The sequence below is a fragment of the Stenotrophomonas sp. AR029 genome (assembly GCF_047520695.2).
Taxonomy (GTDB): domain Bacteria; phylum Pseudomonadota; class Gammaproteobacteria; order Xanthomonadales; family Xanthomonadaceae; genus Stenotrophomonas; species Stenotrophomonas sepilia.
This window is the reverse complement of sequence record NZ_JAXBQQ020000004.1, coordinates 110425-132339: the sequence shown is the minus strand read 5'-3', so window position 1 is coordinate 132339 and position 21915 is coordinate 110425. Positions and strand designations below refer to the sequence as shown.

The window sequence follows — 21915 nt, the reverse complement described above, 5'->3', positions numbered from 1 at the left end:
GCATTAGATTCTAAGTCTACCAAAACAAAAATACGCCAGTACCCTCCCCTCTGTTCCTCAACTACGGATCACGCCAATGAAAGCGCATTTCTCCCCCATCACGATGAAAGCCGCCCTCCTGGTCAATGATGGCGAACCCTTGCAGCTCACAGATGTGCCCATTCCCGAGCTGAGTCCGGGCCACGTCAAGGTACGCGTGGCAGCCGCGGGCCTGAATCCGCTGGACACAAAGATTCGCGCGGGAAGGGCGTCGCACGCACAACACCCCCTGCCCGCGGTCTTGGGGATCGATCTGGCCGGCACGGTCGAGGCGATCGCCGAAGACGTGACCACCTTCGCCCCCGGCGACACCGTGTTTGGCATGACCGGAGGGGTAGGCGGGGTACAGGGCGCGCTGGCCCAGTTCGCCATCGTAGACGCCGCCCTTTTGGCAAACGCGCCCAGTTCCTTCTCCGCCCGCGAGGCCGCCGCAATCCCCCTGGTCTTCATCACCGCGTGGGAAGGGCTGGTCGATCGTGCGGGGGTGAAATCCGGGCAGCGTGTCCTGATTCATGGCGGCGCAGGGGGTGTGGGACACGTGGCCGTCCAGATTGCCCACGCATTCGGCGCGCAAGTGTTCGCGACTGGCAATGACACCCAACGGAACTACATTGAGAGTCTGGGCGCGACCTTCATCGATTATCGCGCACAGACGGTCGATGACTATGTGACCCATCACACGGGTGGCGAAGGTTTTGACATCATCTTTGATACCGTCGGTGGCACGACGTTGGACGACTCCTTCCGGGCAGCGCGCCGCTACCACGGACACGTGGTGAGTGCTTTGGGTTGGGGTACGCACTCTCTCGCTCCCCTCTCCTTTCGCGCGGCCACCTACTCCGGTGTATTCACTTTGCTTCCCCTCATAACAGGCCGTGACCGGGCGCATCATGGCTACATCATGAAGGAGGCTGAGCGTCTAGCCAACGAGGGCAAACTCACTATTCGGCTTGACCCTCACGTATTCGGCTTGAGCGCCGCCGAAGAGGCGTATCAGTTCCTCGAGTCGGGAGATGCCCAAGGAAAGGTGGTAGTAGACGTCCACTAGGGATGGTCTGATCAATCCTTGCTGAGTCGTGGGTTATCAGCACCGGAGTCATCCGGGGCCATCAGACGGGGCCCATTGCCATGTTTTCCGCTTTGGAAGTGCCCTTGCGGGCACCTCCAGACGGAGTTACCCCCGTGCCGGCAACAGCTGCCGGCGCACCATCCACAGGTTGGACAGCGCGAACAGGGTGAGCACCTGTGCGGTGTTCTTGGCCAGGCCGCGATAGCGCACCTTGGTGTAGCCGAACTGCCGCTTGATCACCCGGAACGGATGCTCGACCTTCGCGCGCACACTGGCCTTGCAGCTCTCCCAGCGCTCAACCTGTCTGCGCTCACGCGCGTTGCCAATGGCTTGGACCTTCGAGCGCTTGGCGGCGATGAAAAACGTGGCGCTGCAGCCGGACAGTTCAGTGCGCTTTTCCACGCCGGTGTAGCCGCTGTCGCCGAACACGCAGTCTTCCTTGCCGTGCAGCAGCTCATGGGTGACCGTCACGTCGCCTACATTGGCGGCAGTGCACGTCACGTGGTGCACCAGACCGGAGAATTCATCCACGCCGATGTGCGCCTTCATGCCGAAGTACCACTGATTTCCCTTGCGGGTCTGGTGCATTTGCCGGTCGCGCGCTTTGTCGGCATTCTTGGTCGAGCTGGGCGCGTGAATGATCGTCGCATCCACGATCGTGCCCGCGCGCAGGCTCTGGCCCTTGCGGGCCAGGTGCGCGTTCACCGCTTCGAGCATCTTTGCCGCCAGACCGTGCTTCTCAAGAAGACGACGGAAGTTCAGGATCGTGGTCTCATCCGGGATTGCATCGAGCCCGCTGAGCCGGGCGAACAGCCGCATCGAAGCGATCTCATGCAAAGCCTCTTCCATGCCTGGATCGCTCAGTGCATACCACTGCTGCAGCAGGTGGACGCGCAGCATCGTCTCCATCGAGTATGGCTGCCGACCCACACGGCCCGGCCGCGGGTAATGCGGCTCGATCAGCGCCAGTAGAGACTTCCACGGAACGACCTGCTCCATCTCGCCGAGGAAGATTTCCCGGCGGGTCTGTTTGCGCTTGCCCAAGCCCTCGGCGTCGCCGAATGTCAGCTGCATGGATGCTCCTCGGTATGTGCCGCTATTGTCTATCAAGCGGCCGGCCAGCGGCCGGCACTACCGGGGAGTTGTTCAGAGCATCCCTAGGCGACGCAGAAAAAATACATGGCTTCGCGCAGTCCACCTAGTAACAGATGCTGGCCGTGACCAATATGCTAAAAGCAGCGAGACCCGGCGGAGCTGGCGAGGCCCTAGTGATAGTTCCCAGACCGATATTGTCGCGGCGAAAGTCCGCAACAGCGCCTGAAGGCGGTCGAGAAAGCCGCCGCATTGCCATAACCGACTGCAAGCGCTATGTCGGCAATTGTCAGCGGACTATTGCGCAACAAGTCATAAGCAGTCTCCATGCGTAACTGAGTCAGGTAGGCAAATGGCGTCAAGCCGGTCGCGTTACGAAACGCTGCGCAAAAATGGTACCTGCTCATGTGCACAAGCTCAGCGAGCTCTTGGAGCGAAACCTCCACGCCTTGGTGTTCACGCATGTAGGCGAGGACCCTCTTAACCTGCCAGGCTGCGAGGCCATGCTGGCGCTGAGCTGAAGGAGCACACAAGGTGGAGTGGGTTCGGAGCAACTCTAAGCAGAGAAGATCCAGCGCCTGCTCGACGTAGAGTTCACCGTAAGGTCCCGGAGCGGCCGCCTCATGGCGTAAAAGATCCATGATCGCGAACAATCGCGGATTGTCCCCCTGCACCTGGTCCAACAATTCAAATGATCGACCTTCCGCTAACTGTTCGGCGAAGCCCAAGAGGCGGCCGTGCCCGAGGAAAACGTTAGAGACGGTCTGCCCTCCCGTAATTTCCCAAGGACCGTAATGCCCTCGTGGCAAGATGGTGTAAGTGCCGCCGCGTATCCTGGCTTGGCTTCTCACGCCGTCGATTCTGGAGGCGGACACCCCACTACCCCCGTGGATGGCCGCAACGATATGCTGTTCCATCGGAGCCACGTCAACGGAGTAGGCTCCGTGCGTCCAAATTCCGGTGATACGGGTCTGGCCCCGGAATACTCGCTCTGCGAGAGGCAGAGCTTGACCGCCCGCGATTCGGGTAACTTCCTCGTTGGTGTCAGCAAGAGCGCGCGTGCTCATGGGGATACCCGTCAATCCGACACTTGGATGGTGTACCACGCCTCCTCGCGTACGCTGAGTGTCTTGCCTTGGCGGTAACCTGTCAATACCCCAAAAGCTTGACTGGGATCGGCGGCGCGATGGCCGGCCCGTCAAGCAGGGCGCTCGGAGCCGATGCTCGCTGGGCATCTCGCCCTACCCCCGATAACGATCACTAATCGGCGTGGTCAGACCCTCCACTTGACTCGCATTTCCGCAGCCAAGCAACCAGCACTACAGTTCCAAAATAACCTACCGCACTCACTTGGACGCGATAGATGCAGAGACCGCCCAAGCGAAGCCGGCCCATGATGTTTGGTTGCGAGGCAATGTGACCATGGGTATCGCCGCCCCTGGTTCTTGGCATTGGCCATTAAGAGAATGAATGCCGGTTGGGTCGGCACATCCAGGCACTGATAGCCTCAGAAGCCGGCAGCCGTGACGGCGTGACGCCGACATCATTGGCCTGGATAGAAGCCGCCGGCAGCCGAAGAATCGCGTGCAATCTCTAACGCCCTAGGCAAGTATCGTCGTAGGATGTGCCGACTCGGATTGAACCTGAATCAATTCAGGACATTATCAAGCTGCAGACGTCCCGGCCGCCAATTACAGGGCCACGCGTCAAGGTGATTCGGAATTGCCGACTCCCACTGCTCGACCCAAGTCTTCAATGAGGGAGCTCGGAGCGAGCCCGAGATGAGTGGTCAGCTCGATGAATTCGACTACGTCCAATCGCCGCGCACCCGCTTCGACTGCCGAAAGCCGCTGCTGTGGCCAGCCCAACCGCGCCGCCACTTCGGTCTGGGTCAGGTGCAATGCCTCCCGGCGCGAGCGCAACTGGTGCACTAGCATTCGGTAAGCCTGCGTGTAGATCGTCTTTGAGCCCATGGCCGCCTTCCAGAAGCGACCAAGGAATCTATGACTGGGCACCGAATACACGAAAATCATGTAGCCTCGTATCGGACGCCATATCGAGCGCCTCCATGCCACGACCCAAAGCGAAGCCGGACCCAGCGAGCTTGCCGAGAATTCCGGCGAATCTAAGCCTGTCGCGCCTGCTGGCCTGGTGGGCATTTGAACGGTCTACCTCTAGGGCACTCCGTGTTTCACCGTCTGATCGCCTAAGCTCGCGCCTATTTCGTGAACTAGAAGAGGCAATGGCCTTCTCCGCCGCCACCGAAGGCAGCCGGACGGCGCGAAGATCTCTACTTGGGCCATGGTGCTGGTAGTACAGCCATTCAGTCGGCTTTACCGGCGATCAGCTATGCGTCGCTCTTCAGCGTGCGATATCTGCCTATCAGTCACGCGATAGCTGGCAGGTGGAGTGCTCAGCTTTATGGCGCTCCTTGGTAGATGCCGAATCATTCGAGTACCTGCTGCACCTGCTAGCGCAGCACCACCTTGATCTGCCGATCGAGCTAGCAAGTGGTAGCGCGCTCGGCGAGCTATGGGCAGAGCATTCGCTCGGGCGTCGTCGCTATCTCGCTTGGTACGCCGTAAGAGGTGCGTCTGCAGCACTTCTGCGCAGCGGCTTGAATCAAGCCTCAGCAGGGCAGGCGCTACAAGACGAGCTTAGACGCCGAAGTCGATGGCTGCTGCATAGCGATAGCCCTCAGTCCAACAACTCCTCGAACTACTGCTTCGCGCCACCCCAACATCGCGGCTCGCCCTTGATGGTGCAGCTATTTCTTAGCGACTTGGCGCCGATCGGGAGCGCGTACTGGAGCCGCGCTCCCGGACCTCTCGGCCACCTGCAGCCACCGACGAAGTCGTGCATCATCACATCACCTTCGAACGGATGAAGATGAAGGATGCCTCCGCGACGCCTCGCGTCGACGGGACAGGGTGTCGACCACTCCGGAGAGTTGTTTTCCATACTCGCAGCGCCCTCGATTTCGCCAACGGCGCTCAAGCCACACCCAGGCGCTAAGGGGCCAGTGCGGAAGCGCTGCGGCGAGCTCCCCCCGAATTGCGAGCCACGCCCTCCAGGCAGCAAAGAGCGCGGAGAGACGATCCGCCCTTTCAAGCGAACCCACCCTGCAAGGCCCACCAGGCTCATGGCGGCGACCAGGCGGGCCTTTCAACCACCCCCTCTGTCGCAGATCCCAGTCAGCTTCCGCACTAGCAATCGGGCCACGACCTGGTCCCCAGTTGCGGGCGCCAGCAAGCAGGAGATCGCGCCTGAAGTGCCTCTCAATCTGGCTAATGCATCCATCAACCCGCCACTCTTTGAGCCACAGATGCCAACGCAGTAATTCATCATACTCATGGATGCTCACTTGCGCCCAAGGTGAGCTGTCTCCGAGCAGCAAGCCATGCTCCTCGCAACAGATAGTTCTCACATCAAGCCACGCAGCTGCCACCGGAGACCGCTCCCCCCAAGGCTCCATTACCTTACAAGAAGTGCATCGTAGTACACGCAATCTAGGGCCGATTCGAAAATCTACAGGTATAACCTCAACCGATCCCAGCCCAGGCGGAAGTCCGCGCCACGCTCTCCGGCCTAGAGGCCTCTCCGGCTCGTCAGGATCGCAGGAGCACCAGTCCCACCAGTCCTCCTCACCTAATCCTAGACAGCTTCGGGTTGCATCCAGCCAAGAGCGAACACTTTCACCGGGGTAGACGCTGGCAAATACTGGAAGATCCGTGATGTCCATTCTATGCACCCTCGCCCACAAATCCGTGTCCAAGTGCTCGCTCTAGAAGGGGTACGTCTATACGGGGCAGCCGCTCTGCCTCCGCCAGTCTCCTGGCTGCAGATAGCACCTCGAGCACTTTTGAAGTTGAGCAGCATCCACGCGAGACCATCCAGCGCACAGTCGCCTGATCATCCAGTCCGGAGGGCTGAGGCAGACCTAGCTCTGCTTCGACACTAGCAAGAAACGAGCGAAACGTCTGGGACTCAGTCCAGAGTGGAATTTCCACACGTGTGAATCGCGATTGCAGTTGCTCGTCTGCCGCCAGCACGTTGACTAGGTTCATGGTTGAGGCAATCGAGATGGTCACCCCTCTATTCGAGATCGCTTTGATAAAAGCCAAAGCTTGCTGCTGTGTTGATCTACCAGCGTTGAGAAGGTTCCCTGCCTCGTCGATAAGAATCTGACGAACTCCGCACCCTGACAACAAGGTCAGGGCAGTTTCACATAGCAGGGATGGCCTGCGCACGACATAGCCCCCTGGCAAGCATGCATCGATGATTGACCGTGCCAACTTGCTGTGGTGACCGTCATAGGGCGCCTCTACATAAATCACCTCCCTCTGCCTTGCAGGGGACTCATGTGCAAGCGGCGCGACTTGCTCCAAATAGTGCACCTGAAGCCGAGTCTTTCCTGCACCCGGCCCCGCGGCGAGGTGGACACACTTGGGTCGATCCCTACCGGCCTCATGCCTACGGAGATGACTTGCAAGCTTCAGATAAGTAACCGCAGCCGGGTGGGGTATAAAACGAAACGAGTGAACTAGCCCCAACCCTCTCTCGCTAGGATCTTGAGTCATCGTTGTCTGATTGACCTCGGGGCCGTTCATTCGACCACCCCGTCATCCCAGCTGAAAGGAGACACGCCGCGCGCGTAATCCACTTGAGGCTTCTCAGCGCTTTGGGGCGCCAGTGGCATCCTCGCAATCTTCTTTCTTGCTGCCTTAGATGATTTCTCTGCCTCCACGACGATCGCTCTCTGGCGTTCTATCGCCTCAAAAACCTCAGCCTCTTCAAATGCCGCCCTTCCTTTGGCCCTCATCTCAGATCGAGCCTCTCGCATTTCCCATAGAGAGAACGCGCCTTGTGATCTGTCGAGCAGAGGAACATCGATAAAGCCATCCCCCTGCCTCAGGTACACCTTGCTCAGGTCGCGTTGGCTGAAGTGGATCTGGTGGTCCTGTCGATCATTGATGAGGGGAGCGAGGCAAGGATCCCAATAGCGAAGCCCATTCACCACTACGCCGTCTCGTCCAACCCGCCTCGTTACAGATGGAAAGAAAGCTAGCAAGAAACCCCTTCGGTCTCCGATGATGGGAGGGATCAAATTCTCCCCTCCCCTTCCCTTCCAAGCATCTTCCCACGCAGCCGCAGGCGTCCCCCCTCCCAGACCCCGGTGGGGTCTATTGTGATAGTGCCCAGCAATTTCTTCCGCAAGCCACCTCTCCAGGTCGTTGAGAGACATTGCTGCACGCTTCTCGGAGGAGTAGTCGCCACGCGCTTTCACGTTCGAGAACGTCGTCCCTGGCAACAAATGAACCGCCCCCATCATGGTCCCTATCACGCGCTCCACATAAGCACCATAGTGCGGACTACGCACTGGCCTCTCCTGGATGCGAATTCCATATCGCTCGCACTGTGCCTTCACACCCTTCGCTTGAAACGTCTTCGCGTTATCCCAATGAATGCACTCGGCCTTCCCAAACATGGGATAGGAGACGTCGACGCCCAACTTCTTCATCCATGCACCTTTCGGGAAAAAGGCATGTTCGAGCGTATGGGCCACTGACGTCTGATTCGGTGTATCGAAGCTCAGGTAGTACCCTAGGATGCACCTCGTGTAGACATCAATTGCAACCGTGATCCATGGTCGACCAACTGGCTTTCTGGTTACACCGGAGACCACGATTAGGTCGACGAGGGCGTGATCGATCTGTACCGCCTCTAGGGCCCTGGTCACCCTCAGTCCATTGACTGAAGGTGCTTGGCGTGCCATTCCCTCGTGACTACCTAACCGCTTCTTGGCCACAGCCAGTGGATCACGTAGAGCGATGCGCGCAAGAACCGCTCTTCTTCCAGGCGCAACGACTCCAGCTTCTGCTGCCAGACTGCCCAGGCGACGCACCACAGCAGCCACCGGGCGCTTCTCTCGCGATAGGTAGACCTCCTCAATTGCTCTATCAATCAAGCTTTCAATAACGGGTGCAAGCCGACGACTGCCGGGGAGCGGGCCAGGCAGGCAGTTCAACTGTGATGCGGGGATCGGATTTCGAAGGTGGGCTTTAAGCCTCCGCCTTACGGTGCGCGCACTCACCCCCATCTCATGTGCAAGTTCCGCGCACCCTGCACTTGGGACTCTGCCCGGATGCTTAACTAGAAGGCTCGCAAGAGCGTCGCACCACCTCTGTGATTGAATTTCCGCGTCAGGATCGGCATCAACCGACGCTCGCACAGAGCGTTGTCGGGAGTCTGCGACAAAGGGAGAGATCATGCTGGCGTCCGCCCACAAGAACTCGGAGGTGCCGTTCACCTTTAGGTGAATTCGGCCTTCCCCGTGAACGCTCACCACTGTGACTGCTCGCCCCTCACATACAACCACTAGGCCCTTTCTGATCTTCAGATCCGGGGCAACATTTTTCGTTCTTCTTGGCGCTGTCATTGAACTGTCCTCTGGCAGAAGACAGCAGCTGTCCATCCCTCTTGACGACGGGAGAGCAAAGTGGGAGGCTGAGCGGCATAGGAACTAAAAACCTATTTTTTGGAATGGCTCGGGCTGCCACCCGGGCCATTCTGCGTTTCAGCCAAGACGGCTGCCGAATCACGCCATGCTATGAACCCCGACGTCAAAGGTTCAGAGGTGATAGCACGGACTGATCATTCGGGCAATGCAAGCAATTGAATAATATAGTTTTTATACTAAGTTTTGCTGAAAAATCGTTCACTTTTTCAGCGAGCGAAGTTTGTGTCACTACCGCGAGATCTGACCTAAGATCGTGTCACTGGGACGCCCGCCCATTGCTGCAATGAATGCTTGAGAGGAGAAGTTCCTCGTAAGCCATTGATTGTACAGGCTCATGTTTTCGGGCAGGATTTAGGAACGCTGACAACCGCACTTTGGGCTTCCCTCAACCTCTGCAGGAATGGCAAAGGATCTTGCGGATCTGACAGTGGCGGGTAAAGACGGCTTTGCGGGCGTAGTTTTGCCGCTGATCTTGCCGTGGCTGCACGCCAGCCTGGCAAGAGCGCTTTCGCCGATTCGGCACCAACGACCGAGGCCTCAGGAGCGCGTTCTGGCACCCCAGCCGTAGCCACTCACTGGTCGTGACGCGTCACGCTATCCACGTGCGACCAACGCATCGCATCACAGGAACCTGTGCATCACAAAGACATCCACCAAGCCCAGCGTCCCATGCCGGAACGCCTTCGGTAGCGTTCCCACCACCTCGAACCCCAGCTTACGGTACAGCGCCACGGCCGGCCCATTGGTACTGACCACGTAATTGAACTGCATGGCCAGGAATCCTTCCGCCCTCGCCCGCTCCAGACTGTGTTCCACCAGGGCCCGGCCCACACCTTGCCCTTGTGCCGGCGCATCCACCACATACGTGGCGCTGGCCACATGCGCCCCAAGGTCGGGGAAATTCGGGCCCATCTTGTACATGCCCACAACTCGGCCCTCCAGCATAGCTACATGAGGTGCCTGGGCCTGGAACCAATGCGCGCGAAACGTTTCGACTCCAAAAGAGCCGGCAAAGGGCAGCGCATCCTGCGCCGCAATGGCCGCCTTGAACATGCCCCACATCGCGTCGAAATCGCCTGCACGGGCGGGCCGGATCTCCATGCGTCTCCTACAGATCTGTGGTGGTGACCAGGCCGGACACTACCAGAATCCAGCCCCTGCCCCATGGCTGCTTCACGCGCCACCGCCATCGGCTCCGCAATAGTTGTGGGAATTTCAGCCCTCAGAGCAGTAGATGCCTCCTGTTTCCGTGCACATCTCGCACCGGCTTCGACGGTGGCGCGTTCCCGCCTACGTCCTGCTGGGCATCTACCTGCTGTACCTGCTGGCCGGCAACATCTTCCTCAATACCCCGCTGTTCGATCAGGTCACCAACCGCAAGCCGCACAAGTTCGTGATGACCACCGGCCCGGCCATCACGCTGCTGCCCGGCCATGTCATCGCCTGGAACGTGCACATGCGCGGCCACGTGAACCACACGGTCTACGTGCTGCATGCCGAGCGCGCCAGCGCCCGGTTGGCGGTACTGCCCCTGTTCCAGCGCGAGGTACGGGTTCCGCGCTTGCAGGCGACGGGGGTTTCCGCCGAGATCAGCCGCGTCGAAGAAGCCATCCCGCCACCGCCGCGCAGCGACCGCGGCTGGACGCTCCGTTTCGACGCCATCCACAGCGACAGCATCCGCAGCGCACGCTTTGGCAAGTTGCTGATCATTGGCAAGGGCCGGGGTACGGTGGGCTTCCTCAAGCAGCTGCGCGGCGGGCCGTCGGAGCTCTTCGAATCCGAGGTGGCGTTCAGCGATGCGGACACCAGTTTTGACGGCGTGCAGCTGTTGGGCGACATGGATCTCACCGCGCGCTTCAGCTATCCGCGCCACTATCGGGACCAGGCGCCCGGTCTGGCCAAGTTGAAGCTGCTGCATGCCCAGCTCGAGGTCGACGCCCGCAGCCAGGGCCTGCGCATGGATACGGATGCCACAACGCCGAAGATCTCCAGCGCGCCCGTACCCGGACGCCTGCAGCTGGCGCTGCACCTGATCGACGGCCAGCTGCAGCCCGGGGACCGCGCAATCTGGCAGGTGCCGCTCTACCTGGGTGATGGTGCCCCCGATCGCGGCGTGCTGGCCCTGCAGCTCAATGTGTCGAACGACCTGCGCCTGCAGGCCCGCCTGCCGCCCAAACCCGGCTCAGGCAGTGAAGTGGATGCGGATCTGCACGTCCGTGGCCGGGACATCCCCTTCCAGCAGCCCGCCCAGCTGCTGGAACGCAGCTCTGGTACCGTGCGCGGCGAATGGACGTTCACTTCGCTCAACTGGATCCCTGCCCTGTTCGTTCGCAAGCCGTGGCTGCAGCTGGACGGCGGCGGCACGCTGAAGGCGGACCTGCGCGTGCGCAACGGCGAACTGATCGAAGGCAGCACCGTGGACATTCCGGCCGCCGAAGCCGTGGCCGAAGTCGCCGGCGTACGCCTGGCCGGCACGGCCAGCGCCCATGGCGAACTGAAGGCCGGCAGCCCCAGCCAGGCACAGCTGGCTGTCCGGCTGCCACGATTCACTGCTCGGCCAACCGATGCCAAGGACGTGCGCCTGTTCGACGGCCGTGATCTGGCCCTGGACCTGACCGGTGATGGTCGCCTGCAGGAGCTGCGCAAGGGTGTCCGCGCGCACCTGCGCTTCAGCCAAGCAACGATTCCCGACCTGGCCGCCTACAACCGTTATATGGGCTCGCCGCAGGTGCGGCTGCTCCGTGGCACCGGCAGCCTGAGCGGCGATGCCACGCTCGACACCGATGGACGCGTCGGCCACGGCACTGCCCGGCTGCTTGGGCGCAATGCCAGCGCCAAGGTGGCAGGGCTGGACATGGGCGGCGACGTCGACGTGAAGGCAACGCTGCGCCGCGGTGACTTCAATCAGCGTCATTTCGATCTGTCCGGCACCACCGTCGAGCTGCGCAATGTGCAGGTGGCGGATACAGAGCAAACAAGCCCATGGAAAGGCCGCGTGGCCTTCAAGCGTGGCCGCATCGACGCGCAGTCGCCCTTCCAGGTCGATGCCACCACGGATCTGGATCTCAGCGATGCCCGCCCGTTGCTTGCACTGTTCGCAGAGCGTACCGACTACCCGCGCTGGACCCTGTCGCTGTTGGATTCCGGCCAGGTGCAGGCACGGGCAACGCTGCGCTGGCGCCCGGGCCATCTGATCATCGATGGACTGCAGGCCGAGAACGATCGGCTTTCGGTACGCGCGCGGCTGGATCTGCTCGACCAGCGCAAGCGCGGTGATCTCTACCTGCGCTGGGGGCTGCTGGGTGCGGGCATCGAGCTGGACGGTGACCAGCGCCAATGGCACCTGGCGAAAGCAAGGGAGTGGTTTGACCAGCGACCTTCCCTGCTGCCAGCGAGCCAGGGAGCGGGTGCCGTCGGTTCTTCAGATTGAAGGCCAGCAACCTGCATCCGTTCGCTGCCCCTGTGCGTAGACAGGCAGCACAAGCATCAGGGAGCTGCACGCTATGAAGCGGAGTTCACAGGTTTCCGGATTTCTGGGATGGGTGGCAATCACTTTCGTCGCGGCCACGCTGGGGGCATGGGCGTCCACGTCCGCGGCAAGCTTCTACGCTACCCTCACGCTTCCGGCATGGGCGCCACCGGCCAGCGTCTTTGGTCCGGTGTGGACGCTGCTCTACGCCATGATGGCGGTTGCCGCGTGGCTGGTCTGGCGCGAACGTGGCTGGCGCGGGGCACGACCCGCGCTGCTGCTCTATCTGGTGCAGCTGGCCGTCAACGCACTGTGGAGCTGGCTGTTCTTCGGCTGGAAGCTGGGCGCGCTTGCCTTCGCCGACGTTCTCGTATTGATCGTGTTGGTGTGCGCGACGATCGTCGCGTTTGCGCGTACCCGCCCGGCCGCGGCAGTGCTGCTGCTTCCCTATCTCGCCTGGATCCTGTTCGCCTCGGCGCTCAACTTCGCCGTCTGGCGGGCCAATCCAGGGCTGCTGTGACACGCGGATCCAGCGTTCAGGCCTGGGCCACGGCCTGTGGGCACCAGGTCCGCAGCAGGGCCGGCTTGAACGCCTGCTGCCCGCAACCGGTGGGGCACCGCACCACTCGCGCTGCAGTATGGCTGACCAGGCCCTGCCCTTCTTCTGCCTTGAAGATCGTCTCGCAGGAAAGGCAACGCGCTACCAGCGAGTACAGGTGCAGCAGCCGGCCACTGGCTGGATCCTGCAGTGCATCCACATCCAGCAATTCAAATTGGCAGCTGTCAGGGAGCATGCGGTACTGGGGCGCGGGTTCGGTCTGCAGGTTCACGGGCGTGGCATCTGTTGGAATTGCAGTCACCGTAGGGCAGCCGCTGTCTAGCTGGCGTGCAGCGCAGATGTGCTGGCCGCGAAACCTGCACCGGTCTCTGCATCGAAATCTGCTAGGGTGCGCGCCGATGCCTACATCCACATTGCCAGCACAACCCGATCACCCCATTGCCCTCAGCGCCGCCCTGAAAGCGCACACCCGAGCGGCCCACGATCGCCTCGACCAGCACCTGTTGCAGCAACACATCTTCGCGTCGCGCCAGCGTTACCTCTGCTTCCTGCGCGTGCAATGGCACTTCCATAGCGCCGTTGCGCCGCTGTACCGGATGCAGGATCCGGGCGCGACCCGCTTGCCGCTGATCGAGGAGGATCTTCGCGACCTCGGCGCTTCCATGCCGGTACCCCATGCCTGGCAACCGCAGCCTCAAGCATTCTCGAAAGCGACCGTTCTGGGCTGGCGCTACGTGGCGGAGGGCTCGACGCTGGGAGCGTCCGTGCTGTTGAAGATGGCCGCTGCGTTGCAGCTTCATGCCGGGTACGGGGCGCGCCACCTGCGTCCTTCCGAGCTCGGTGTGGCCGAGTACTGGAGACGCGAGCGGGAGGAACTGGATGCGCTCGTTCTAAGTGGCCAGGAGCGCGCACAGGCATGCAGGGGCGCGACAGACGCCTTCCAGTTCATCCGTCGCTGCGTAGATGAAGAATTCAGGTTTGAATGAAAGCCCCTTCACATTCACGTGGTGGTATCCGGCGGCACGCTTTTGCTTCACCATCCATGCACACCGGATGCAGTGCTGGGCCGTTCCAGCCATCCACGAATCATGAGTGCCGCCCTTGACGCCTCCTACCGAATCCGCGCACGACACTGCCCTGTCCCGTTGCGCGCGCGAACCGATCCACACCCCTGGCGCGATCCAGCCCTACGGTGTGCTTCTGGTCGTTGAACCGCAGTCCCTGCAGGTACGCGAGCGCGCCATCAGCCACCCCGGGCTGCTGAAACAGTTCGGCGAACCGTTGATGCAGCACGTCAGTGAAGTGCTGGGCGGCGTGCTGGCACCGTTCCAGGGCGTGTTGCAACAGGCGACGGTGGGCAGCAGCGCGCATGTCGGTGCCGTGCACCTGGATGGGCACGGCCGCCATCAGTTGCTGGTGCACCGCTCCGCCACGGATCTTCTGGTCGAGCTGGAAGCACCGGTTCCCGGCCAGCCCGGCTCGCTGGAAGAACTGTATCCAGCCATCCGCGAGCTGATGACCGGCATTGAATCGGCAGCGACGGTGGAAGACCTGTGCAGGCTTGCGGCCGCGCACATGCGGCGGCTCACCGGCTTTGACCGCACCCTGGTCTATCAATTCGATGCTGGCTGGAATGGCATCGTGGTGGCCGAAGATGGCAATGGCCTGTTGCCGTCCTACCTGGACCTGCGCTTTCCCGAGTCGGACATTCCCGCACAGGCCCGCGAACTGTACCGCCGGAACCGGGTGCGCCTGATCGCGGACAACAACTATACCCCTACCCCGCTGATGCGGGCCGAAGACCACCGCGAGGCGCCACCGACCGACCTGAGCCTGGCCGTGCTGCGCAGCGTGTCCCCCGTGCATCTTCAGTACATGCGCAACATGGGGACCGGGGCGTCGATGTCGGTGTCACTGGTACATGAGGGGCGGTTATGGGGCCTGGTGTCCTGCCATACCGTGCAGCCACGCCGCCTGCCCTACCACGTGCGTACCGCCTGCGAGTTCATGGGCCAGATCCTGTCGCTGCAGATTGCACTGAAGGAGCGCGCGCTCGCGATTGAAGAACGCGTCGCGCGTCGCTCGATACTGGTCAAGCTGCTGGGCCGCATGGCCGGCGACGAAGAATTCATGGCGGCCCTGCGCCAGGACGAAGGCAGCCTGCTGTCGCTGACCGGCGCGGCCGGGGCTGCCATCGTGCACAAGGGCGACTGCATGCGCGTGGGTGAGTGCCCACCGGCCAGCGACGTGCTGGCCCTGGCCGATTGGCTGGCTACCCGGCAGGCCGGGCAGGAAACCTACTGCACCGACCACCTTGCCGCCGACTGGTCGCCTGCCGCGCACCTGGCCGATGTAGCCAGCGGCCTGCTGGCAGTGTCCATTTCGCAGCTGCATGACAGCTACCTGATGTGGTTCCGGCCGGAGGTGGTGCGAACCGTGCGCTGGGGGGGAGACCCCCGCAAGACCGCAGCGCCCGGCGTCGCACTCTCCCCGCGGAGCTCCTTCGACGCCTGGAAAGAGACCGTGCGGCAGCGCAGCCTGCCGTGGACCGACGCCGACTGCGATGCGGCACACGAGATGCGCACGGCCATCGTCGATATCGTGCTGCGCAAGGCCGAGGAGATGGCGGAACTGAACGAGCAGCTCCTGCGCAGCAACAAGGAACTGGAAGCCTTTTCCTATTCGGTCAGCCACGACCTGCGCGCCCCCTTCCGCCACATCGTGGGCTATTCGGAGCTGCTTGGCAGCTCGGCGGGCGACCGCCTCAACGAGACCGAGCGCCGCTTCCTGGATACGATCGTCGATTCGGCAAAGTCCGCCGGCACACTGGTGGATGACCTGCTCAGCTTCTCGCAGATGGGACGCTCCACGCTGGGGCGGGCGCGGCTGGACATGGCTGCGCTGGCCGAGGACGTGCGCCGGAGCCTGGCGCTGGATTACGCCGGCCGCGACGTGCAGTGGACGCTCGCGCCGCTGCCGGAGGTGGAAGCCGACCCGACGATGCTTCGCCTGGTCTGGCAGAACCTGCTGGCCAACGCGATCAAGTTCACCCGCGAGCGTGAGCACGCGATGATCGAGATTGGGCACGACCGCAGCGACGACGAAGATCACTTCTTCGTGCGCGACAACGGCTGCGGCTTCGACATGCGTTACGTCGACAAGCTGTTCGGTGTGTTCCAGCGCCTGCACCATGTGGAAGAATTCGAAGGCACCGGCATCGGCCTGGCCAACGTACGCCGCATCATCGGCCGCCATGGCGGCCGTACCTGGGCCGAGGGCGAGCCCGGCAAGGGCGCGACCATTCACTTCACCCTACCCCGCTCCACAGGAGAACACCCATGAGGGACCTGCGGCCGATCCTCCTGGTAGAGGACAGCCCCAAGGATGCAGAGCTGACGATGGCCGCGCTTGAGCGCTGCCAGCTGTTGAACGATGTCATCCATGTACGCGACGGCGCCGAAGCGCTGGATTACCTGCGCTGCGAAGGCAAGTTCGCCGGTGCCATGCACGGCGGCCCGGTGGTCGTGCTGCTGGACCTGAAGCTGCCCAAAGTCAATGGCTTGGAGGTACTGGAGCAGGTCCGTGGCGACCCGTACCTGAGCAGCACCCCGGTTGTGATGCTGACCTCTTCGCGCGAGGAGCAGGATCTGGTGCGCAGTTACGAACTGGGCGTCAACGCATTCGTGGTCAAGCCGGTCGACTTCAAGGAATTCTTCGACGCCATCCAGGGCCTGGGCATGTTCTGGGGCATCACCAACCAGCCGCCACCGCATCGGCCCAACGGTTCGGGGCAGCGCAATGCGTGATGGATCGCGCCGCAGCGAGCGCCTGCGCATCCTCATGCTGGAGGACAGCGCGCTTGATGCGGAGCTGATCAGCGCCCAGCTGCAGCGTGCCGGCCTCGATTTCGAGGCCGAGCGCCTGTGGACCCGCAACGCGTTCATCGAGGCCATCGAAAACCGCCCGTTCGACGTGATCCTCGCCGATCATGTCCTGCCAGGCTTCGATGGTGACGCAGCACTTGCCCTGGCGCGCGAGTGCGTGCCGCAGACGCCTTTCATCTTTGTTTCCGGCACCCTGACCGAGGAACTGGCGGTACAGGCACTCACGCGCGGCGCCCGCGACTACGTGGTGAAGCAACGCCTGCAACGCTTGCCCGATGCGATCCGACGCGCCCGCCAGGAGGCGCACGAGCGCACCCAGCTGGCCAATGCGCAGGCCGCCCTGAACGAAAGCCAGGCCCAGCTGCAGATGGTGACCGATGCCGTCCCGGCGCTGATCGCCCAGTTGGACAAGGACCATCGCTACCGGTTTGCCAACAAGGCGTTCCTGGACTGGCATGGATTCAGCCTTGCAGAACTGCTGGGTCGGCCGGCTCGGGATGTCAGCGGCATTTCCGCCTTCGAGCACGCCCTGCCCAGCCTGGAACGCGTACTGCAGGGCGAGCGCACCCGCCTCCAGGTCGAACTGATCCATCGCAGTGGCGAATCACGATTCGTGCAGATGGACTGCGTGCCTGAGCATGCCGCCGATGGCAGCGTGGCCGGGTATATCTGCCTGGGCAGCGACGTCTCGCTGCTGAAACAGGCCGAGCTGGCCCTGCGCGAAGACAACCAGCTGCTCGAGCAGCAGGTACAGGCACGCACGGCCGAGTTGCGCGCCAGCAAGCGGCGCCTGCAGGCGATCTTCGAATCCAGTTTCCAGCACCAGGTGCTGCTGGATCTGTCCGGACGCGTGGTCGATGCCAATGACGCGTCACTGGCCGCGGTGCTGGCAGACAAGAAGGACGTTGTTGGCCAACGCTTCGCCGAATCGGTCTGGTTCGGCACCACCGAGGGCATCAGCGCGCTGATCGATCGGGCCGTGGCCGCAGCCGTACAGGGCCGCAGTTCACTGCATGCGCTGGAACTGGAACTGCCGACCGGGCGGCGCAGCTTCGATTTCTCGTTCCGTCCACTGCTCGATACGGAAGGGGTGGTCACCGCTCTGGTCTCCGAGGCCGTGGAAACCACCGCGCGCGTGCAGGCTGAGCATGCGCTGCGCCAGTCACAGAAAATCGAGGCGGTCGGCCAGCTCACCGGCGGCATCGCACATGATTTCAACAACATCCTGACCGTCATTTCCGGCAATGTCGAGCACGCCATGCTGCTCAGTGAAAGGGCTGGCGAGGCCGGTGCGCTGGTGGGCCGTGCGCTGGACAATGCGCTGAAGGGGGTGGGCCGTGCCGCCAGCCTGACCCAGCGCCTACTGGCGTTTGCCCGCCGCCAGCCGCTGCGCAGCCAGGCCGCCAACCTCAACGAGCGCCTGCTGGACATGCACGACATGCTGCAGCGTGCGCTGGGTGAGCTGGTGCAGTTGGAGATCCGCAGCGCCGAGGACATCTGGTGTGTCGAGATCGACGTCAGCCAGCTGGAGGCCTCCGTACTGAACCTGGCGGTGAATGCCCGCGATGCGATGCCGCACGGCGGCCGGCTGGTGATCGAGGTCGACAACAGCCACCTCGACCACGACTACGCTGCGCTGTTCCCGGATGCGACGCCGGGCGAGTACGTGATGCTGCGGGTGCGTGACAACGGCCACGGCATGGATGCGGCGACGCTTGCCCGGGTCTTCGAACCCTTCTTCACCACCAAGCAGGTTGGCCGTGGCACCGGCCTGGGCCTGTCGATGGTGCACGGGTTCGTCAAGCAGTCAGGCGGCCACGTACTGATCGATTCGGTGGAAGGCGGCGGCACCAGTATCACCATGATGTTCCCGCGCTCACCGCTGGCCCTGCCCTCCGAAGCGCGTCCCCCGCAGACCGGCCTGGCGGGCTACTCGCCGCGCGAGGAAACCATCCTGGTGACCGAGGACAACGACGATGTCCGCGCCCACACGGTGGATGCACTGCGGCTGCTGGGCTACCGGGTATTGGAAGCCCACGACGGCCCCTCCGCACTGCGGCTGCTGGAACGCCCTGATACCAAGGTGGACCTGCTGTTCTCTGACGTGGTGATGCCCGGCATGTCGGGCTGGGAGCTGGTGCGTGAAGTCCGTGAACGCTGGCCGGAAGTCGCCGTCCTGTTCACGTCGGGCTATCCGCGCGACCACGACCAGGTGGGCAGCCAGGGACGGGCCGTTGCACTGCTGCCGAAGCCGTTTACCCGCAGTGACCTGGCGACTGCGGTGCGCACCGCGCTGGAGACGGTGCCACTCTGAGATCAGGACGCCGGATCGCGCGCGCCAGCAGCGATCCGGTTGATGTCCGCGCATTCCACCGTGCCCGGCGGATGCTCCCGCCCGGCCAGTGCGATCATCGCCTGGCCCAGCGCCAGATTGCTGGTCATCAACGACGGCGCAACGGCGCCGGCCAGCTTCATCAACGGCGCGCCACCCCAGTACAGGGGCTTGAGCAAGCCGTGACGCGTGCCGGTTCCCGGCACCGGCCGGACGCCCCCCGGGCGCAGCATCACCGAGCGCATCGGCAGGGCCTGCAATGCCACCTCGGTCTCGCCCTTGATCCTCAACGGCATCAATCTGCTCTGTGGATCCGCGCCGGCACCGGATACATACAGGAAACATCCCTCGGGATTCGCAGTTGCCCAGGCGCGGGCCACCGCCAGCGTGATGTCCCGGGTCACGCGTCGATACTCGGCCTCAGCCGTGCCGACCGGTGGCGCACCGGCACAGTAGAAGCATGCGTCGAACCCGGCCAGTTCATCCGAGCGCCCCTGGATATGCAGGAAGTCAGGAACAACCAGCTCCCTACCCGCTCCGCTGAGGCTGCCCGGGCGCCGCACCAGCGCGGCCAGATGGCCGACCTGCGGCGAGCGCTGGCAGGCCAACGCCACGCCCTGCCCGACCAGGCCCGAGGCACCGGTCAACAGAATCCTCAACGCACCTTTCCCGGCCATGGTCGCACCCACGCTAGAGTTTCACGAAACGCTGGATCTTCCGCGCCAGCCAGCCACTGAACACCAACGGCGCGTCCAGCGCTGAAACGCAGATGCAGGGAACACCCGGGGCAGTTACCGGTTGATGCTCCACCTCCTCGTCCAGGTCCGCCACGTCGCCCGGCGCGAACAGCCCCAGCGCGTCGTTGTACGAGCCCCGCAGGATGTGGGTCAGTTCGCTGCGGCCATGGCTGTGCATAGGCAGGCACTTGCCCGGGGCAATCTTCAGCATGATCAGCGAGGGCATCTGCTCAGCCCTGATGCAGTGCACGCCGGGCGCCATCCAGCGCCAGCGCAGGGCACTGAGCGAAGCGCCGAAGTAAGGATGCAACGAGGCTGGCAGATGGTCCGGATCGGCCTCGGGCCGCTCCCTCGGCACCGGGCGCCTGGCTCCGGCAATGGCGCTCGGCGCGTCCGAGGCCAGCTGCACCAGCATGGCCTCGCGCAACTGCTCGCGACGCGCGTCGGCCGCGGGCGGTTGGGTCTGCTCCAGCAGCACCGAGCCGATCGCCTCGGCATCGCGCAGGCGCTGGCGGCAGTGGGGGCACTGCTCGAGGTGGGCACCGGCCACGATGCTCAACGGCGCCGGCAGCGCGCCGGCGGCATAGCTCATCAGCGTGGATTCGTGCAGGTGGTGATGCGGATTCACAGCGCACCTCCCACTTTGGCCTGCAGTTGCAGGAACGCACGTCGCAGGTGTGACTTTACCGTTCCAAGCGGCATGCCCAGCGCCTGGGCAATCTCGCTGTGGCTCTTCGCCTCGAAATAGGACATCCGCACCAGCCTCGCCTGCACGGCGGGCAGCTCGTTGATGCGCTGGCGAAGGCGCGCCTGGTCGGCGAACTGCTCGGCGCTGCTGCGCTCGATCATGTCCACGGCCGCGGCGTCTTCCACCGCTGCCTGCACCTGCATCCAGCTGCGCTCTCGACGGATGCGGTCGATATGCAGGTTGCGCGCGATCCGGTACAGCCAGGTACTCAGCGCGCCTTGGGCCGCATCATACTCGGCCGCCCGCAACCACAGGCGCAGCAGGCACTCCTGCGCCATTTCCTCGGCCACGGCGTCGGGTGCCCCCAGGCCACGCAGATACACGCACAGCCGCGGCATGAAGTAGTCATAGATCCGCATGAAACAGTCGCGGTCGCGCAGCCGCGCCACACTGTCCATGTCATCGGCCCAGTTCGTCGGCTCGCTGCTGGGCTGCTGGGAACTGGACACGGTGCGTGCGGTATCGAAGTTGAGGAGGGTGCTGGCAGCGTCAGGGTACATCTGCGTGAGCGGCGGGCAGGTGAAGGTCTTTCCTCTCTACGCGCAGGGGCGGCCATTGGATGCAGCAGGCACTGTGCATCCAAGCAGCCGCGCCTGCCGTATGACCTGAGCCTCCCTACCGGATGAACACCATGCGCACTGCCTGGCTGCTGCTATGCCTGCCCCATGCCGCGCTGGCGGCGCCCTGGCTGCGCAACGAGGGCGTGGCCACCTCGGCGCAGGGCGACCTGCTCTATCGTGAAGTGCACTGGCGGCGCGGCCCATCGGAGGGTGCCGAGCGCTGGGTGCTCTATCAGTGCCCGGATGGCCGCCCCTTCGCCCGCAAGCATCTGCCGGCCAGCGCCCGCCCGCAGGCCCGGGGCTATTCGCTGCAGGACAGCCGTAGTGGGCAAACCGCTGACGTCGACGCCAGTGGCGAGTCGGTGTCGATCGCCTGGAAAGAAGATGCCGCCAGTGAGCTGCGTCATCGTCGGCTTGAGCTGGCTCCGGATGCGGTGATCGACACGGGCTTCGACGCCGCGGTGCGCCAGCATTGGCCAGCGCTGCTGCGAGGTGAACGCATCAGTCTGCCTTTCCTGGTGCCGGGGCGGCAGCGCTTCTTCCCGGTGCAGGTGCGGCACACCGGCCCGGTTCGCTGGCAGGGCATCGACGCCCAGGCCATCGAGGTCAGTCTGGACACCTGGTACGGCGGCATCGCGCCGCGCCTGTCGCTGGTCTATGCCAGCACCGACCGCCGCCTGCTGGAATTCCGCGGAACCAGCAACCTGCGCGATACCCGCGGCACCTACCCACAGGTCACGGTGCGCTTCAGCTCGCCGGTGGCCGAGCGGTCCGCCAACGAATGGCAACAGGCCTGGACGCAACCCCTGGTCGGGCGCTGCAGCGTGATGCCCAAGTGAAGCCGAAATTCTCCACAGCCGGCCGCATCCATTGCGCGCACTGCTGCGTAGAGGAAGACACGACACC

At 63.2% G+C, this 21915-nt stretch carries 18 protein-coding genes; 8 read left to right on the top strand and 10 right to left on the bottom strand.

All coding sequences use genetic code 11. The features are described from left to right. Positions 1–76 precede the first annotated feature (76 nt). A complete protein-coding gene (locus tag ACM0PB_RS14595) occupies positions 77–1087 on the top strand; it encodes a zinc-dependent alcohol dehydrogenase family protein (protein WP_414604402.1) in 1011 nt (336 codons plus the stop codon). A gap of 126 nt (positions 1088–1213) precedes the next feature. Here the strand turns inward: ACM0PB_RS14595 and ACM0PB_RS14590 are convergent, their stop codons facing one another. The 6 genes from ACM0PB_RS14590 to ACM0PB_RS14565 form a co-directional block, all read right to left on the bottom strand. Further along, a complete protein-coding gene (locus ACM0PB_RS14590; RefSeq protein WP_065179837.1) occupies positions 1214–2182 on the bottom strand; it encodes an IS5 family transposase in 969 nt (322 codons plus the stop codon). 191 nt (positions 2183–2373) lie between these two features. After that, positions 2374–3267 (bottom strand): helix-turn-helix transcriptional regulator, encoded by an 894-nt coding sequence (locus tag ACM0PB_RS14585; protein ID WP_414604401.1) that lies wholly within the window; start codon positions 3265–3267, stop codon positions 2374–2376. A 639-nt stretch (positions 3268–3906) separates the two neighbouring features. Then, entirely contained in the window at positions 3907–4137 is a 231-nt protein-coding gene (locus ACM0PB_RS14580; protein ID WP_414604461.1) for a helix-turn-helix domain-containing protein, read from the bottom strand. A gap of 1806 nt (positions 4138–5943) precedes the next feature. Further along, the gene (locus tag ACM0PB_RS14575; protein WP_414604460.1) at positions 5944–6780 is read right to left on the bottom strand and encodes a TniB family NTP-binding protein; all 837 of its coding nucleotides are present in this window, start codon (positions 6778–6780) and stop codon (positions 5944–5946) included. Between the two features lie 26 nt (positions 6781–6806). Continuing rightward, on the bottom strand, positions 6807–7940 hold the full coding sequence (locus ACM0PB_RS14570; protein ID WP_414604400.1) for a TnsB C-terminal domain-containing protein: 1134 nt from the start codon (positions 7938–7940) through the stop codon (positions 6807–6809). Positions 7941–9341: 1401 nt separating this feature from the next. Continuing rightward, positions 9342–9821, bottom strand: a complete 480-nt coding sequence (locus tag ACM0PB_RS14565; RefSeq protein ID WP_414604399.1) for a GNAT family N-acetyltransferase — start codon at positions 9819–9821, stop codon at positions 9342–9344. A gap of 133 nt (positions 9822–9954) precedes the next feature. Here ACM0PB_RS14565 and ACM0PB_RS14560 point away from each other — a divergent pair, with 133 nt between their 5' ends. Both ACM0PB_RS14560 and ACM0PB_RS14555 read left to right on the top strand, forming a co-directional pair. Then, positions 9955–12150, top strand: a complete 2196-nt coding sequence (locus ACM0PB_RS14560) for an AsmA family protein (protein WP_414604398.1) — start codon at positions 9955–9957, stop codon at positions 12148–12150. 73 nt (positions 12151–12223) lie between these two features. Then, on the top strand, positions 12224–12709 hold the full coding sequence (locus ACM0PB_RS14555) for a TspO/MBR family protein (RefSeq protein WP_414604397.1): 486 nt from the start codon (positions 12224–12226) through the stop codon (positions 12707–12709). Between the two features lie 16 nt (positions 12710–12725). Here the strand turns inward: ACM0PB_RS14555 and ACM0PB_RS14550 are convergent, their stop codons facing one another. Continuing rightward, positions 12726–13019 carry a hypothetical protein gene (locus ACM0PB_RS14550; RefSeq protein WP_151354712.1) on the bottom strand — a complete coding sequence of 98 codons (294 nt, stop codon included), beginning with the start codon at positions 13017–13019 and terminating at the stop codon, positions 12726–12728. 127 nt (positions 13020–13146) lie between these two features. On the opposite strand from ACM0PB_RS14550, the gene ACM0PB_RS14545 reads away from it, so the two are divergent. From ACM0PB_RS14545 to ACM0PB_RS14530, 4 genes are all read left to right on the top strand, one after another. Next, the gene (locus ACM0PB_RS14545; protein WP_172412153.1) at positions 13147–13734 is read left to right on the top strand and encodes a biliverdin-producing heme oxygenase; all 588 of its coding nucleotides are present in this window, start codon (positions 13147–13149) and stop codon (positions 13732–13734) included. 115 nt (positions 13735–13849) lie between these two features. After that, positions 13850–16090, top strand: a complete 2241-nt coding sequence (locus ACM0PB_RS14540; RefSeq protein WP_414604396.1) for an ATP-binding protein — start codon at positions 13850–13852, stop codon at positions 16088–16090. Further along, positions 16087–16554 carry a response regulator gene (locus ACM0PB_RS14535; RefSeq protein ID WP_005416517.1) on the top strand — a complete coding sequence of 156 codons (468 nt, stop codon included), beginning with the start codon at positions 16087–16089 and terminating at the stop codon, positions 16552–16554. Before ACM0PB_RS14540 ends, ACM0PB_RS14535 begins: the two co-directional genes overlap by 4 nt. Beyond that, positions 16547–18946, top strand: a complete 2400-nt coding sequence (locus ACM0PB_RS14530) for a response regulator (protein WP_414604395.1) — start codon at positions 16547–16549, stop codon at positions 18944–18946. Before ACM0PB_RS14535 ends, ACM0PB_RS14530 begins: the two co-directional genes overlap by 8 nt. A 2-nt stretch (positions 18947–18948) precedes the next feature. Here the strand turns inward: ACM0PB_RS14530 and ACM0PB_RS14525 are convergent, their stop codons facing one another. The 3 genes from ACM0PB_RS14525 to ACM0PB_RS14515 are packed head-to-tail and all read right to left on the bottom strand — an operon-like array spanning position 18949 to position 20949. Further along, positions 18949–19641 (bottom strand): Rossmann-fold NAD(P)-binding domain-containing protein, encoded by a 693-nt coding sequence (locus ACM0PB_RS14525; RefSeq protein WP_065178597.1) that lies wholly within the window; start codon positions 19639–19641, stop codon positions 18949–18951. A 13-nt stretch (positions 19642–19654) separates the two neighbouring features. Beyond that, positions 19655–20329 (bottom strand): ChrR family anti-sigma-E factor, encoded by a 675-nt coding sequence (locus ACM0PB_RS14520; protein ID WP_065178584.1) that lies wholly within the window; start codon positions 20327–20329, stop codon positions 19655–19657. Continuing rightward, the gene (locus ACM0PB_RS14515) at positions 20326–20949 is read right to left on the bottom strand and encodes a sigma-70 family RNA polymerase sigma factor (RefSeq protein WP_049414756.1); all 624 of its coding nucleotides are present in this window, start codon (positions 20947–20949) and stop codon (positions 20326–20328) included. Before ACM0PB_RS14515 ends, ACM0PB_RS14520 begins: the two co-directional genes overlap by 4 nt. 131 nt (positions 20950–21080) lie before the next feature. On the opposite strand from ACM0PB_RS14515, the gene ACM0PB_RS14510 reads away from it, so the two are divergent. Next, entirely contained in the window at positions 21081–21848 is a 768-nt protein-coding gene (locus ACM0PB_RS14510; RefSeq protein WP_065178596.1) for a hypothetical protein, read from the top strand. Positions 21849–21915 lie beyond the last annotated feature (67 nt).